The 15,629-nt window shown below is 54.0% G+C and carries 13 protein-coding genes; 12 read left to right on the plus strand and 1 reads right to left on the minus strand.

What is annotated here, in order from left to right:
• The first annotated feature begins 223 nt into the window (after nt 1-223).
• The 3 genes from rpsB to H7U36_RS05330 all read left to right on the plus strand — a co-directional run bounded on the left by rpsB (nt 224) and on the right by H7U36_RS05330 (nt 2,473).
• Nucleotides 224-985: a 30S ribosomal protein S2 gene (rpsB, locus tag H7U36_RS05320; RefSeq protein WP_033124471.1), complete on the plus strand. Its 762-nt coding sequence runs from the start codon at nt 224-226 to the stop codon at nt 983-985.
• Between the two features lie 62 nt (nt 986-1,047).
• The gene (tsf, locus tag H7U36_RS05325; protein WP_033124451.1) at nt 1,048-1,968 is read left to right on the plus strand and encodes a translation elongation factor Ts; all 921 of its coding nucleotides are present in this window, start codon (nt 1,048-1,050) and stop codon (nt 1,966-1,968) included.
• A 166-nt stretch (nt 1,969-2,134) separates the two neighbouring features.
• Nucleotides 2,135-2,473 carry a nucleotidyltransferase domain-containing protein gene (locus H7U36_RS05330; RefSeq protein WP_191428112.1) on the plus strand — a complete coding sequence of 113 codons (339 nt, stop codon included), beginning with the start codon at nt 2,135-2,137 and terminating at the stop codon, nt 2,471-2,473.
• Between the two features lie 265 nt (nt 2,474-2,738).
• Here the strand turns inward: H7U36_RS05330 and H7U36_RS05335 are convergent, their stop codons facing one another.
• Nucleotides 2,739-3,335, minus strand: a complete 597-nt coding sequence (locus H7U36_RS05335; RefSeq protein WP_033124449.1) for a P-loop nucleotide/nucleoside kinase family protein — start codon at nt 3,333-3,335, stop codon at nt 2,739-2,741.
• 195 nt (nt 3,336-3,530) lie between these two features.
• Here H7U36_RS05335 and H7U36_RS05340 point away from each other — a divergent pair, with 195 nt between their 5' ends.
• The 9 genes from H7U36_RS05340 to H7U36_RS05380 all read left to right on the plus strand — a co-directional run bounded on the left by H7U36_RS05340 (nt 3,531) and on the right by H7U36_RS05380 (nt 15,611).
• Nucleotides 3,531-6,281, plus strand: a complete 2,751-nt coding sequence (locus H7U36_RS05340; protein WP_191428111.1) for a DEAD/DEAH box helicase family protein — start codon at nt 3,531-3,533, stop codon at nt 6,279-6,281.
• 30 nt (nt 6,282-6,311) lie between these two features.
• Nucleotides 6,312-6,998, plus strand: a complete 687-nt coding sequence (locus H7U36_RS05345; protein ID WP_191428110.1) for a response regulator transcription factor — start codon at nt 6,312-6,314, stop codon at nt 6,996-6,998.
• Nucleotides 6,995-7,849 carry a sensor histidine kinase gene (locus H7U36_RS05350; RefSeq protein WP_191428109.1) on the plus strand — a complete coding sequence of 285 codons (855 nt, stop codon included), beginning with the start codon at nt 6,995-6,997 and terminating at the stop codon, nt 7,847-7,849. Before H7U36_RS05345 ends, H7U36_RS05350 begins: the two co-directional genes overlap by 4 nt.
• A gap of 173 nt (nt 7,850-8,022) precedes the next feature.
• Nucleotides 8,023-8,778, plus strand: coding sequence for an ABC transporter ATP-binding protein (locus H7U36_RS05355; RefSeq protein ID WP_191428108.1), 756 nt, complete (start codon nt 8,023-8,025; stop codon nt 8,776-8,778).
• The gene (locus H7U36_RS05360) at nt 8,771-11,377 is read left to right on the plus strand and encodes an FtsX-like permease family protein (RefSeq protein ID WP_205155776.1); all 2,607 of its coding nucleotides are present in this window, start codon (nt 8,771-8,773) and stop codon (nt 11,375-11,377) included. The genes H7U36_RS05355 and H7U36_RS05360 overlap by 8 nt, the downstream gene beginning before the upstream one ends.
• A gap of 102 nt (nt 11,378-11,479) precedes the next feature.
• Entirely contained in the window at nt 11,480-12,121 is a 642-nt protein-coding gene (locus H7U36_RS05365; RefSeq protein ID WP_191428107.1) for a hypothetical protein, read from the plus strand.
• Between the two features lie 32 nt (nt 12,122-12,153).
• The gene (locus H7U36_RS05370) at nt 12,154-13,026 is read left to right on the plus strand and encodes a LysR family transcriptional regulator (protein WP_087172779.1); all 873 of its coding nucleotides are present in this window, start codon (nt 12,154-12,156) and stop codon (nt 13,024-13,026) included.
• Nucleotides 13,027-13,191: 165 nt separating this feature from the next.
• A complete protein-coding gene (locus H7U36_RS05375; protein WP_191428106.1) occupies nt 13,192-14,061 on the plus strand; it encodes a YitT family protein in 870 nt (289 codons plus the stop codon).
• A 155-nt stretch (nt 14,062-14,216) separates the two neighbouring features.
• Nucleotides 14,217-15,611: a peptide MFS transporter gene (locus tag H7U36_RS05380; RefSeq protein WP_205155777.1), complete on the plus strand. Its 1,395-nt coding sequence runs from the start codon at nt 14,217-14,219 to the stop codon at nt 15,609-15,611.
• Nucleotides 15,612-15,629 lie beyond the last annotated feature (18 nt).

Consider the following 15,629-nt stretch of genomic DNA (forward strand, 5'->3'; position numbering starts at 1 on the left):
CCGTCAAAAAGAAGAAGGACAAAATCAGGAAAAGCGGAGGACAAAACGAGAACAAAATCGGGAGAAATGCTTGCAACAGGGCGGGTTTTATGATAATATATGACCGTTGCAAAAAAACACGCATATGTCTGCCCGCACCGGTGCCTAAGCTTTTTTCACAAAAAGACGGTCATGCGGGAAATGAAATGTGCGGAAGAAAGAAAACCAAATGGAGGAAAGAAACATGAGTGTTATTTCAATGAAACAGCTTTTAGAAGCAGGTGTTCACTTTGGACATCAGACAAGAAGATGGAACCCTAAGATGGCTCCCTACATCTACACAGAGAGAAACGGTATCTACATCATCGACCTGCAGAAATCCGTTGGAAAAGTAGATGAGGCTTACCAGGCAGTATCCGATATCGCGGCAGAGGGCGGCACGATCCTGTTCGTTGGAACAAAGAAACAGGCTCAGGACGCTATCAAGACAGAGGCAGAGCGCTGCGGTATGTTCTATGTAAATGAGAGATGGCTCGGCGGTATGCTGACAAACTTCAAGACCATCAAGAGCCGTGTGGCACGTCTGAAAGAGATCGAGGCTATGGCTGAGGACGGAACATTTGATGTTCTGCCGAAGAAGGAAGTTATCAAGCTGAAAAAAGAGTGGGAGAAGCTGGAGAAGAACCTTGGCGGTATCAAAGAGATGAAGAGACTGCCGGACGCAATCTTCGTTGTTGACCCGAAGAAGGAGAGAATCTGCGTGCAGGAGGCTCATACCCTTGGAATTCCGCTTATCGGTATCGCTGATACAAACTGCGATCCGGAAGAGCTCGACTATGTAATTCCTGGAAATGACGACGCTATCCGTGCGGTTAAGCTGATCGTTTCCAAGATGGCTGACGCTGTTGTTGAGGCTAACCAGGGCGCTGCTGAGTACAATGAGGAAGAGTACGCAGAGGGCGAGGAGGCTTACGAGGAGACAGCAGAGGAGACAGTTGAGGCTTAATCTGACCCCGGAAGCAGACTTGAAGAACTATATATGATCAATTATATATGGAGGAAAAAGAAATGGCAGTAACAGCTAGTATGGTAAAAGAGCTGAGAGAGATGACAGGCGCAGGCATGATGGACTGCAAGAAGGCCCTCAGCGAGACAAACGGAGATATGGACGCAGCGATCGAGTACCTGAGAAAGAACGGCGAGGCAAAGGCTGTTAAGAAGGCCGGCAGAATTGCCGCAGAGGGTCTTGTTATGGCTGAGGTTAAGGAAGACAAGACAGCAGCTATCGTTGAGGTAAACTCCGAGACAGACTTTGTTGCAAAGAACGCTGAGTTCCAGGGCTTTGTAAAGGCAGTTACCGATCAGGCTCTGGCTACAGAGGCAAAGGATATGGACGCTTTCATGGCAGAGCCATGGATCGAGGACAGCTCCAAGACTGTACAGGAGGCCCTGACAGAGAAGATTTCCGTGATCGGCGAGAAGCTGAACATCAGAAGATTTGAGAAGATCGTTTCCGACGGATGCGTTGTGGCTTACATCCACGGCGGCGGACGTATCGGCGTCCTTGTAGAGGCAGCTACCGACGTGATCAACGATGAGATCAAGACATGTCTGAAGAACGTGGCTATGCAGGTTGCGGCTATGTCTCCGAAGTATGTGTCCAGGGATGAGGTTTCTCAGGAGTTTATGGATCACGAGAAGGAGATCCTGCTTGCACAGGCTAAGACAGAGAACCCGGATAAGCCGGACAACATCATTGAGAAGATGATCATCGGTCGTCTCAACAAAGAGATGAAGGAGATCTGCCTGCTGGATCAGGTGTACGTACAGGACAGCGACCTGACAGTTGCCAAGTACGTTGCCAAGGTTGCAAAGGAGAACGGCGCAAACATGGAAGTGAAGAAGTTTGTACGTTTCGAGACAGGCGAGGGAATCGAGAAGAAGGTAGACGACTTCGCAGCAGAGGTTGCAGCGCAGGCTGGAATGTAAATTCATGCATTGATATTCTGAAAGGGAAACCCTTACAAATGGCGGTATATGCTGTTTGTAAGGGTTTTTTTGAAGAAAACATATGGTGGCACATAAAAGTATGATTGATTTCATTCTGTAAAATAGATATACTATAATTAGAAAAAGAGTGGGAAGGAGGAAGTATATGTCTTTGGTTTGGAATGAAATATTAAAAAAATATGTGGAAGACGTGCATAAAATTTATGGAGAAAGGCTGAAGTCTGTGATATTATACGGCTCTTATGCAAGAGGCGATTTTGGCCCGAATTCAGATATTGATATTATGATCTTGGTGGATCTGTCAGACGATGAGATACGAAGTAAAGGGCATACGCTTTCCGACCTGACTTTTGATTATAATTTTGATAATGATTTGGAAATCATGCCTATTGTGAAGAATTCGGATCATTTTAATAAATGGATCAGAGCATATCCATTCTATAACAATATTAAGAATGAAGGGGTAGAATTGTATGCAGCATAGCCTGGATGATATTGGTGGGGCGAGAGAACTGGCCTGGCACAGGAAATTCGCCATGTCAGTGATTACGATGATTTTTACATTGTATCAATTGAAGATGAAAAAGAACAGTTGGAGACAGCAAAAGAAGTAGTAGCATTAGTTGAACAATATTTAAAGGAAGAAATAGGACCTTGAGCAAACAGCTCTCCTGCTCAAGGCTGAATGAAAAAATCAAGGGCGGCGGAAAATTAAAATTCTGCCGCTCTTGAAATTTTTTGGAAGACCCTTATATCTCCCCGTCCTCCTCCAGCAGGGGGAGAATTGTCTTCATGGACTGGTCAAACTCCGCGTCGGAGGAATTGTAGAAGAGGATCAGGTCATGCCCCGCGTCCAGGCGCTTCAGGGGCTCCGGGATAGAAAAATCGATGGTCTTTATATACTCATCCCAGTGCTCCAGCTTCCAGGTATCCCGGTCTGAAGCTCTCTGGATCATTCTCTCGTGACACACCTCCGGATCAGTCACGACCCAGATGACTACCAGCTTGGCGCCCTTTTTTCGCAGCTTGGTGCGGAAGCGCTCCAGCGTCTCCTCGTTGTGAACCTCTTTGGTAAAGGGAGCGTTGATGAGGACAATGTCATCGTAGGCCAGCGCCTCCACGCCGATGTCCACAATGGCCTCGTACTCGTAATCCCTTATATTCTCTTCGAAAAAGTCAGAGCTCCTGTTGATTTCCTGGCCGGCAGCTATGAATACCCGGTTGGAAAGGGGAATCAGAGTGTCCTTGTCAAGATAGACAACATGCTTCAGATTTTCGGCAAGCTGTTTGGAAATATAGGTTTTCCCACAGGCGGGTGGGGAAGTAACTAAGATCATCTTTTTCATTGCGTCAATTCCGGCGTTTCGCCGTCTCCTTTCCTTTTTTCTTTTTTCAATATCAGTATACTGCTGTGCGGTGTATAAGGGCAAGGGGAAAAAGGGATACAGCCCTTTCGTTTTCTCGGGCCATTGACTTTTTCCAAAAATCCATATAGAGTGGACTTGAAGCATGACAAAGACAGCACAAGGGGAATGTGAGGAATGAAAAACATATACGAGGATACACTGCAGTTCAGGGGAACCTGGAGGGATTACCAGGACAGGGCCCTCTCCAATGCGGACAAATACCTGGCGGACGGGAAGGCGCATATCGTGGCGGCGCCTGGGTCCGGGAAGACGACTCTTGGGATTGAGCTGATCCGGCGCCTCGGCGCGCCCTGCCTGATCCTGTCTCCTGGCATCACCATCCGGCAGCAGTGGCTGGAGCGCATTGTGGAGGGATTTCTCCTCCCGGGCAGGGATCCGGAGGAGCTTCTCTCCAATGATCTGAAAAACATGAAGAGCATCACAGCCATCACCTACCAGGCTCTGTACAGCGCCATGAAGAGATATCAGGGCAGGCTGGCGGACAGCGAAGGTGAGCTGACAGAGGATAACGAGCAGGAAGCAGGTGACAAGAAGACGGAGGCCACAGACGGAGAGCACACGGAGGGGGAGTCCGAGGATGTGGACTTCCGGGACTTTGATATCCTCGAGGCGGTGCGGGCGGCTGGCATCCGGACCATCTGCCTGGATGAGGCCCATCACTTAAGGAGCGAGTGGTGGAAGGCGCTGGAAAAGTTTATGAAGGAGCTGAAGGGGGTGACGGTCATCGCCCTGACAGCCACGCCGCCCTACGACAGCACGCCGGGACAGTGGAAGCGCTATATCGACCTGTGCGGCCCCATCGATGAGGAGATCTTCACGCCGGAGCTGGTGAAGGAGGGGAGTCTGTGTCCCCACGAGGACTATATCTTTTTCAACTGGCCTGCCAGGGAGGAGCTGCGCCAGATAGAGGACTATCAGAAGAAGGAGGAGGCTGTGAGGAACCGGCTCCTTACAGGGAGCAGATTTACGGACATGATCGCCACCCACAGGGGACTGCGAAGCCCGGAGGAGTACAGTGAGAGGTTCCTGGACAATCCGAAGTACTTTTCCGCCCTTCTCATCTTTTGCCAGGCACAGCAGATCCCCTTTCCGGCGTACTTAAGAGAGCTGATCGGAGCGGAGGGAAGGCTGCCCAGGCTTGACAGCTCCTGGCTGGAGGTTCTCCTGCAGGGGTTTCTCTATGACGACGCGGACTCCTACGAGGTGACTCAGAGTGACCGGGAGGAGCTGCTGCGGGAGCTGAAGGAGGCGGGCTGTATTTACCGGAAAAAGGTGTCTCTCACCCACAGGGACGCCATGCAGAGGCTTCTGGCAAAGAGCCAGGGCAAGATGGAGAGCATCGGTCGGATCGTGGACGCGGAGTACAGCTCTCTGGGAGAGGAGCTGCGCCTTCTGGTTCTGTGCGACTATATCAAGAAGGACAAGCTGCCCCTTGTAGGGACAGACCAGACAGTGGCGGCCGAGATAGGAGCCGTGCCGATTTTCGAATATCTGAGGAGAGAGGCCGGGGAAGGGATCCGTCTGGGATGCCTGAGCGGCAGCGTGATACTGGTCCCTGTGGACACGAAAGAAAAGCTGGAGGTCCTTTTGCAGGAGAAGGGCTGCCAGGGCACTCTGTCCCCTGTCCGGGACACCGGCTACGGCCAGCTTAAAGTGAAGGGGAAAAATACCCATGTGGTGGCGGTCATCACAGAGCTGTTCCGGCAGGGGCAGATCAATACACTGGTGGGGACCAAATCCCTCCTGGGGGAGGGGTGGGACGCCCCCTGCATCAACTCACTTATCCTGGCTACCTATGTGGGCTCCTTCATGCTCAGCAACCAGATGCGGGGCCGCACCATCCGGACGGACCGGGATCACCCGGAGAAGACAGGCAATATCTGGCATCTTGCCTGTATCTTTCCGCAGAAATCCGGGAAGACAAAGCACCCGGACCTCTCCGGGGATTACGAGATGCTCAAAAGAAGATTTGAGTCATTTCTCGGCGTCTCCTGGAAGGACAATGTGATAGAGAGCGGCATGGAGCGGCTTGCCATCCCGGAGTTTGACACAAAGGAGAAGATGGAGAAAGTCAACCAGATGATGCTGCGGCGGGCGGTGGACAGGGATGGCCTGAGAGCCCGGTGGCAGGAGTCGCTGCGGGAGATCCACGGCGGCATGGAAGTCCAGCAGGTGGAGACGGTCCCCAGGGAGGAAGAAAAGACCGGCTTTCTCTTTTTCAATGCACTGTGGTATGAGATTTTCAGCGTGGTCCTGGCGGTGATGGCCGGGATGGGGCGCATGTTTGTGGAGGCGGCTTATGGAACCAGATCCGCTCTGGCGGCGGCCCTTGGCCTTCTGATGCTGGCCGCCTGCGTCCTGGTGGCCAGGTACGGGATCAGGCTGGCCCGCTTCAGCACGCCGGAGCGGCGGATGAGGCGGCTCAGCCAGGCGGTGGCCGACGCCCTGGCGGAGACCGGAGAGCTGGAAGACCCGCAGCACTGCCGGGCCCAGGTGGAGTCTGTGGAGGGCATGCTCATCGGGACATGGCTCAAGGGCGGCACCATGCGGGATAAAACTACCTTTGCGGCCTGCATGGAAGAGATCTGGGGCGTCATCGACAATCCCAGATACCTGCTGATGCGGGAGAAGAGAAGGGGGCGGGGGGAAGAATATTACAGCGTCCCGGAAATTTTCGGCAGACAGAAAGAGCGGGCCCTGGTCTTTGAGAAACATATGCGCAGGGTGCTTGGACGGTACCGGGTTGTCTACACCCGTACGCCAGAGGGCAGGAAGATCCTGCTTCGGGCCCGGACCAGGTCTTTTGTAAACAAAAATCAGAGCGCTCTGCAGGGACGGAAAGTGGCAAAGGGAAAATACGAATGATCAGTAAGAAATCATGCAAGGAGAGGACAGATGTATAAAATCCTGATCGTGGAGGATGACAGAGGACTGAACCAGGGCATCACCCTGGCTCTTGAAAGGGAGGACACGGCTTTTTTGCAGGCTCATGCTGCCGGTGAGGCCAGGGAGATACTTGAGAGGGAGCAGGTGGACATGGCTCTGCTGGATGTGAACCTGCCGGACGGCAGCGGGTACGACCTTTTACAAGAAATCCGCAGCCACTCGAAGATCCCGGTGCTCCTCATCACGGCCAATGACCTGGAGAGCGATGAGATCACCGGTTTTTCCCTGGGGGCGGACGACTATATCACCAAGCCCTTCGGGCTTATGGCCCTGCGGGCCAGGGTGGACCGGATGCGGCTCCGCACAGGCGGTGAGCCGGAGAGTAAAAAAGACGACTATGCGGACAGCAGGTACCATTTTCAGTTTGAGGAGATGCGTTTCTATGTGGACGGGCAGGAGATCGTCTTAAGTAAGATCGAGCAGAAGCTCCTCCGGTTTTTCGTGCGGAACCCGGGACAGACCCTTACAAGGGAGCGGCTGATGGACGTCCTCTGGGGCGAGGAGGCCGCGTATGTGGAGGAAAATGCCCTCAGCGTGGCGGTGAACCGCCTGCGCCGCAAGCTGGAAGGCCGGGCCGGGTACAGGCCCATTGAGACAGTGTACGGACTGGGATATGTGTGGGAGAAGAGAGTATGAGGATACAGATCGGAGCCAGGCAGACCATGGAGCGGCTGGAGGAGATGCTGGATGGCGCCATGGACGGCACATTTGAGGAGAACCATTACGATGAGACGGAGCTGTCCCGCCTTGAGTCCAGGTGGAAACAGTATGTTGCCTCCACTCGGCGTGCTCTGGAGGAGACGCAGCGGGAGCGGGAGGACATGAAAGCCCTTGTGTCCGACATTTCTCACCAGACAAAGACGCCCCTTGCCAACATCCTTCTCTACGGGGAGCTGCTGGAGGAGAAGGCGGCGGATGAGGAGGAGCGCAGGCTGGCCCGGCAGATACTGGGACAGACAAAGAAGCTGGAATTTCTCATCCAGGCTCTTGTGAAAATGTCTCGCCTTGAGTCCGGCATCCTGGAGATCCAGCCCGGGAAGCAGAGCCTTAGGCCCCTTTTGGAAGGGGTGGCGGAGACTTTCGGACCCAGGGCCGGGGGAAAGGACATGACCCTGGAGTGCGTCCTGCCTCCGGAGGAAGTCCTGTGCCGGTACGACAGAAAGTGGACCGCAGAGGCGCTGGGCAATGTGGTGGACAATGCCATCAAGTACGCCCCTGCCGGTTCCCGGGTGAAGATCAGTGTCCGGGAGTTTGAATTCTACGTCTGCATCCAGGTGGATGACCAGGGACCGGGCATTCCGGAGGAGGAGAGAGCCCGGATCTTTGGCAGGTTCTGCCGGGGAGGACAGGTGCAGCAGGAGGAGGGCGTTGGCATCGGCCTCTATCTGGCAAGACAGATCCTGGAGCGGCAGGACGGCTATATCAAGGTCAGTTCCCGGGAGGGGGAGGGAAGCTCTTTTGGACTTTATCTTCCCCGGAAAGATTAAATCTGTCAATTGTGTAAGATTTGGGAAAGAATGTGGAAAGATTGATGTTATATAGTGGTCTTATAGAAAAATGGTTCTATAGGGCCACTCCTTTATTGGGCGTCTGCAGATATTCCGCTGGCAGCGCAGAAGGCAAAGGGCCCGGCAGGACCGTCAGCGAGGAGGTAATGCATATGAGTATATTGAAGACCAGTCAGTTGAAAAAATATTACGGCAGCGGGGACACCCTGGTGAAGGCGCTGGACGGGGTGGACCTGTCTGTGGAGCTGGGAGAGTTTGTGGCTATTGTGGGCACCTCCGGCAGCGGGAAATCCACCCTGCTGCACATGCTGGGAGGACTGGACCGGCCCACGGCGGGGAAAGTGTGGGTGGACGGCAAGGATATCTCCAGGCTGAAGGACGAGGAGCTCACCATCTTCCGGCGCAGGAAGATCGGGTTTGTGTTCCAGAGCTACAACCTGGTCCCGGTGCTGAATGTGTATGAAAACATCGTGCTGCCGGTGGAACTGGACGGCAACACAGCAGACCGGGAGTATGTGGAGGATATTATAGACATACTGGGGCTGGAGACGAAGAAATTCAGCCTGCCTTCCCAGCTCTCCGGCGGCCAGCAGCAGAGGGTGGCCATCGCCCGGGCACTGGCGGCAAAGCCGGCCATCCTTTTGGCCGACGAACCTACCGGCAATCTGGACTCTGTCACAAGCCAGGACGTTTTAAGCCTTCTGAAGGTCACCAGCAGCCGCTTCGGGCAGACGGTGGTGATGATCACCCATAACGAGGAGATCGCCCAGATGGCGGACCGGATCGTACGCATTGAGGACGGGCGTATCCGTAGCGCGGCCGGGCAGTCCGGGGCAGGGCAGCCTGCGGCAGGCGGCACGGAAAGGAGCGCGGCTGAAAGGAGAAAAGGCGGTGAGGCAGATGCGTAAGGTGAAAAATAAAAAGGTCATACGCAACCTGGCGGACAAGAGTTTTAAGGCCAGCCGCACCCGGAACATGATCGCTGTGCTGGCTATAGCCCTGACCGCCATGCTTTTTACGGCTCTTTTTACTATTGGACTGGGGACACTGGAGAATTTCCAGCGGGCTACCATGCGCCAGTCCGGAGGCGACAGCCACGGCGTTATAAAAGATGTGACCATGGAGCAGTATGAGAAGCTTAAGGACCACTCCCTCATCAAGGAGAGCGCGGCCTGCGAGATCCTCTCGGACGGTGTGCTGAATCCGGAATTTTTAAAGAGACACGTGGAGCTCTGGTATGTGCCGGAGTATCATTATCCCCACCGGTTTATTACCATTAAGGAAGGAACGGCGCCTGTAAAGGCGGACGAGGTGCTGGTGGATGATATGACATTGCGGCTTCTGGGACTGCCGGAGGAGACAGGACAGCAGATCACCCTCTCTTTGCAGCTGGGGCAGGTGGATCCCCAGGTGGTGGAGCGTACCTTTACTGTCACAGGTATTCTGCAGTCCGACCCGGCATTGAATGTGGGATTTGTTATCGCATCGGAGAACTATCTTACAGAATATGCCCAGGAGCTCAAAGGATCCCGGGATGAGAACGGGAATGTCATGGGAAGCGGCGCCGGAAATATCCAGATGGATGTGAATTTTTCCAACTCCTGGGGTATACAGAAGAAGCTGGACCAGGTTATCACGGAGAGCGGCTTTTCTGTGACAGAGGGAGATCCCGATTACCTGGCAAGCAACGCCAACTGGGCGTACATCTCTGACGGGACAGAGAGTGATCCCGTTGCCATGGCGGCTGTGGGGGCAGGCCTTTTCATTATCCTTCTGACCGGGTATCTCATTATATACAATGTGTTTCAGATTTCCGTTATCAAGGATATACGGTATTATGGTCTTTTAAAGACCATAGGGACCACAGGCCCCCAGGTGGAAAGGATCGTGGGGCGGCAGGCCTGGCGCCTGGCAGCGGCGGGGATCCCTCTGGGCCTGCTCTTAGGGTTTGTCATCGGGAAATGGATCGTGCCTCTGGTGCTGGCCCGCAGCTCCTATGCAGGAGGAGAGGTGGAAGTGTCCCTGAATCCTCTCATCTTCCTGGGTGCCATCCTGTTCAGCCTTGCCACTGTGTGGATTTCCACAAGGAAACCGGCCAGGATCGCAGGACGGGTGTCACCGGTGGAGGCTGTGCGGTACACGGAAGGAGCGGGAGGAAAAAAGAAAGAGAAACGTTCCACAGACGGCGGGAAGATCTGGCGGATGGTTTTGTCCAACCTTGGGAGAAGCAAAGGAAAGACAGTGATCATCATAGCCTCCTTGTCCCTGTCGGTGGTGCTGCTTAATACGGTCTTTAACATTTCGGGTTCGTTTTCCATGGATAAGTTTCTGCAGAAGTATGTGGTGTCGGATTTCCTGATCGCGAACGCCAGGTATTTCAACTATGAATACTATGGCATGGCAGAGGAAGTCCAGGAGAAAAATCTTACAGAGTCCTTCATAGAGGCCTGCCAAGAGCAGGATGGCTTTGAGAAAGGCGGGCGTATCTACATGACGTGTGAGATAGCCCTGGACCCGGAGAGTTATAAACCCACAGAACATGTGCTGGAAGATAAGAACGGAGACCTCTACTATATGCGGGGCAGCACCAAAGAACCATACTGGAAGGATGAAAACGGAAATTATCTGACTGCTTTTTATGGTATGGAGGACTATCCTCTTGAGAAGGTGGAGCCTGTGGAGGGGGAGACGGATCCTGCTGTTATCAAAGAAAAGCTGGTTACCGGAAAGTATGTGCTGGGCCAGGTGGATGTGGACGACAACGGGAAGGTTTTAAAAGATCGGATCCGCTACCACGCCGGGGATCAGATCACCCTTGTCATGGAAGACGGGGAGGAGCGGCAGTTCGAGATCCTGTCCCTTATCAAGGAGAATACCCGGCTGACGAACAGAAATGGAGCGAATTTTGCCTTTTACACTACGGAGGATGTATTTAAGGAGATGGCATCACCTCAGTTTCTTATGAGTTATCTCTTTGACGTGGAGGATGACAAGGAGGCGGCTTTTGAAGAGTTTGTGGACAATTATACCACAAGCCAGGAGCCTCTTATGAACTACGAGTCAAAGCAGAGGTGGGTAAGTGAATTTCTCAGTCTGAACATGCTGTTCACTCTGGTGGGCGGCGTGCTGACCCTGGTGGTAGGCGTCATCGGCGTCCTCAACTTTGTCAACTCCATTCTCACAGGCATTGTCACCAGGAAGCGGGAACTGGCCATGATGGAGGCCATCGGCATGACAAGGCGGCAGCTTGTCCGGATGCTCATGCTGGAGGGGATCTATTACGCCGGTATTACCATCCTCGTCTCCCTGGCGGCAGGCAGTCTTCTCTCCATGACCCTGGTGCGGGCACTGGCGGATGGCATGTGGTTCATGGACTACCACTTTGTGCTGTGGCCCATGCTGCCTGTGTTCCCGATCCTTCTCCTTCTGGGAATTCTGGTGCCTTACCTGGCCTATCTGCCCCAGAGGAAGGAGAGTGTGGTCAGCGTCATCAGCCGGGAGGTGTAGACAGGATCTTTTTTAAGTGTTGAAAAATCTTTCCGAAAGTTTTATGATAGAGAAAGACAATGTGCAGCAGACTCTGGCAGGATGAAGAAAGGAGAGCGGGAAATGGGCTTTTGGAAGAAGATGGCAGATGAGCTCAAAGAGGGGTTCGACATCGGCAAAAGGATTGTGCAGATTAATAATAAGATGCAGAAAGCCGGGACCACGGCCGTCCTGACGGACGAGGAGAGACAGTTTTATCTCGCCAACGAGAAGATGTCCCCGGAGGAGTACCTGGCAAAATATCAGGAAAAGCAGGCGCGCATAGCGGAAAAGCAGAGGATCAGCGCGCTGAAACAACAGGAGACCCAGTACCGCATCGGGGGCCTGAACTTCAGAAGAGGAGGAAACGGGCTCTACTACTTCGGGGACGCATTTGTGGAGAACGCCGCCTGCTGGGCCCTGGTCAGCTTTATATGGGGAGGCCCGCATTATGAGACGTTCACAACGACGACGGGCACGACCCGCCCCAAGGGAAAACTGACAGGCGCTATCATCGGCGGGGCCGTCGCTGGCTTTGACGGCGCTTTTGTGGGGGCGCTGAGCGGGACCCACAGGCACACAGACCTGAAGACGACAGTGCAGCAGGTGGAGAAGGACACGGTGGCCTACCTTGTGTTTGAGTCTGTGCGCACGGGAGAGCGGGTGCAGAAGCAGATCCGCTGCAACACGAAGATCGCAGGTCAGGTGGGAAAACTGATGGGGTAGATGTCCCGCGACGCAAGTAGGAGGGCCGCCAGGTGAGCAGCATATGGAAGTACAAATATTTTGTGGATGTGATCGAGAGCAAGAGCTTTACAAAAGCCGGAAATATGAACTATGTCTCGCAGACCGCCATCAGCCAGAACATCTCCTCCCTGGAGAAGATGGCGGGCGGGAAGCTGGTCAACAGGGGCAAGGGGGAGATAACGCCCACTGAGCTGGGGAGGATCGTGTACCGCAGAGCCAAGGAGATGCTGGCGGTGGAGGACATGATGATGAAGGAGATCGAGCAGCTCCGCAGCCGGGAGGTCACCTATGTGGGAATCGACAGCGCCATCAACAAGAAGATGTGGATGACCTATGAGCAGATATACGACCCCTTCTTTCTCCGGGCCGGAGAGAAGATGGAGTGCTACAAGATTGACAGCAAGATCGGGGCCAGGATGATGAAAAAGCGTGAGCTGGACATATTCATCGGGTATGACGACAATGAGCTCCTTGGAGAGCCGGGCATAGAAAATCAGTATTTGACAAGCTCCAGACTGGGCGTGTATGTGGGAAAGAACACGTCCATCCCATATGGGGCCCTCAGACTGGAGGATCTCAAGGGACACAGGTGCTATGCGGCTCCCCACTACAGCTGCAGCGTGCAGAGGGAGGCCTGCAGGCGCCTGGAGGGAGACTGTGATTTCATCGAAGTGAGGAACGTGGAGACCATGAAGCTGAAGGTGGAGTTCAACGATGCCTTCGCCTTTGTGGACAGCCGCTATTTCTACTGTAACGACGGCGAGATCCGGAGCCTCACGGACTATGAGAAGGACTGTGAGATACGGATGTACTATCCCACCAACTGTGACAAGAAGAATGTGCACAGGTTCATGAAGATGCTAAAAGAGAAGATGGAGAGCTGAACAGACAGGCGCAGAGCAAAGAGACAAAGATACGGCATGTCCCGGGAGGGGCATGCCATAATTTTTTCTTATCCTTCCACGATTATTTCTCGTTTGTTGCCCCCGGACCATTAGGGATAAAATAAAAGCAGACGACAAATACTGAGAAAAAAGGGGAAAGCTGCTATGGAGAATGATCTGAAGAAAGCTGCCGGCACTGTTGGGGCTGTGCTGGCAGGGAATGTGGTCCTGGCCTTCACGGTCACGGCCTTTATCGTACCCCAGGGCATCATCATGGGAGGCGCCACCGGCGTGGGGCTGACTATCGGTCACTATGTGCCCCTGCCCCTGTCTGTCATCGTGCTGGCGGTGAACCTGGCCCTCTTTGTTCTGGGAGCCGGGACCCTGGGAAAGAAATTTGCTCTCACCACTCTTGTCAGCACTTTCGCTTACCCGGCCATCCTCTCGGTGGTGCAGAGGATCCCGGCCATCGGCGCCCTGACGGACAACCGGATGCTGGCGGCCCTGTACGGGGGCGCACTGCTGGGGATCGGCGTGGGCGTCATCGTCCGGGTGGGGGCCTCCACAGGAGGGACGGATATCCTGGCTCTGGTGCTCCATAAATGCACCCACATCCCGGTGGCCGTGCTCATCTACGGGGTGGACTTTGCCGTACTGGGCTGTCAGCTCTCCTTCTCCGACACGGAGCAGGTGCTCTACGGTATCCTCACCCTGGTGACAGAGACGCTGGTGCTCAACCGGGTAATGGTCATGGGGGCGTCGCAGATGCAGCTCTTTGTCATATCAGAGGCCTACGAGGAGATACGCCAGAAGCTCATCGGAAGCCTGGATGCAGGCGTGACCATGGTACACATCGAGAACGGATACGGAAAGACCCAGAGCAGGGGTGTCCTGTGCATCGTGCCGGACCGGAAGCTCTTCCAGGCTAAGGAGCTGATCCAGGGGACGGACCCGGGGGCCTTTATCACCATCTCCAAGATCAATGAGGTCCGGGGGCGGGGCTTTACGCTGGAGCGCCGCTACAGAAAGGCATAACTTTTCCTTATCAGTGCATTTGTTTTTCTCGTTTGTCTTCGGCCTTCTGACGCTATACAATTTTAATCATAAGATATTTTGCCAGGCGCACGGACCGGTTTATGCAGCTTACCGCCGTGCAGATGAAACAAGACTGATTTGGAGGAAACAAAAAAATGGGAGAAAGTACAACAACAGTAAAGAAGAAACACCCCTGGGGCTTCTATGTCTGCAATCTGACATTCACGTTTGAGAGACTGGCCTACTACGGGGCAAAACCGATCCTGCTGCTCTTCCTCATCACAGCTCTGGGAGAGGGCGGACTGGGGATTGACAATGCGCAGGCGACGGTTATTGCGGCCAACCTGACGGCCTACACCTACCTGGCGCCGATCATCGGCGGCTACATCAGCGACCGCTGGCTGGGAGCCAGATACGCCATTCCCTTAGGAAGCGTGATCATGGCCGTCGGCTACCTCATTGGCTGGAAGGCCACAAGCGCCGCCATGGTGAACCTGATGGTGATCGTCATCTCTATCGGGACCGGATTTTTCAAGGGCAACCTGTCCGCCATCCAGGGGCGTATGTACGATGACAAGAGCATGCTGGACTCTGCCTTCTCGATCCAGTATTCCTTTGTAAACATCGGCTCCTTTGTGGGGTCCGTGGCGACCGGCTATCTGTATCTGAATACTTTTAAAAACGGCGACGTGCTGGGCTTCAGGCAGTGTTTCTTCTTAAGCGCCGTGTTCTGCCTGATCTCCGCTGTGTGGTTCGTGGCCAACTGGAAGTCCCTGCAGGGCCAGGGTAAAAAGCCCTTCAAGTACTTAACAGACACCCAGGGCAACATCATCGGTGAGGACAGCAAGAAGGACAAGAAGAACGAGAAATCCACCGAGCCTCTGACCCGCGCTGAGAAGAGACGTATGTGGGCCATCATCCTTGTGTCCGCCTTCTCCGTCATCTTCTGGCTGTTCTACTACCAGAACGAGCTGGCCCTTACGATCTACATGACCGAGTATGTGGACATGCACCTCTTAGGCATCGAGATCGCACCTGGCTGGATCAATACATCCCTCAACGGCCTTCTGTGTGTGGCTCTTGGCGGCGTGATGGCGGCTGTGTGGAGAAAGCTCTCTGAGAGACCCCAGGGTGACCTGAACATGTTCCAGAAGATCGGCCTTAGCTTCCTCTTCCTGGGATGTGCCTTCGGTGTTATCGTGCTGGCAGAGTTCACCCGCGGTGTCGGCTCTTCAGGGGACAACAAGGTAAGCGTTCTCTGGATGGTAGGATTCGTATTCCTCCTCACCATCGGCGAGATGTGCTTCTCACCGCTGCGCAACGCCTTTGTCAGCAAGTATGCGCCGAAGAAATACCTGTCACTGCTCATGGGCGTGATCACGGTCGCCACCTTCTGCGCATCCAAGCTGAGCCCGTATGTGCAGGTGATCATCGAGAACATGAACATCTTCCCGGTTCTCGTGGCGATCTTTATTCTCCTTCTTCTCTGCTCGGCATTTATGTTCGCAACAGACAAGAAGCTGAACAAGCTGGTGGAGGATGAAGACTGATAAGATGAGCATAAATGT

The sequence above is a fragment of the Faecalicatena fissicatena genome (assembly GCF_016900595.1).
GTDB lineage: Bacteria > Bacillota > Clostridia > Lachnospirales > Lachnospiraceae > Claveliimonas > Claveliimonas intestinigallinarum.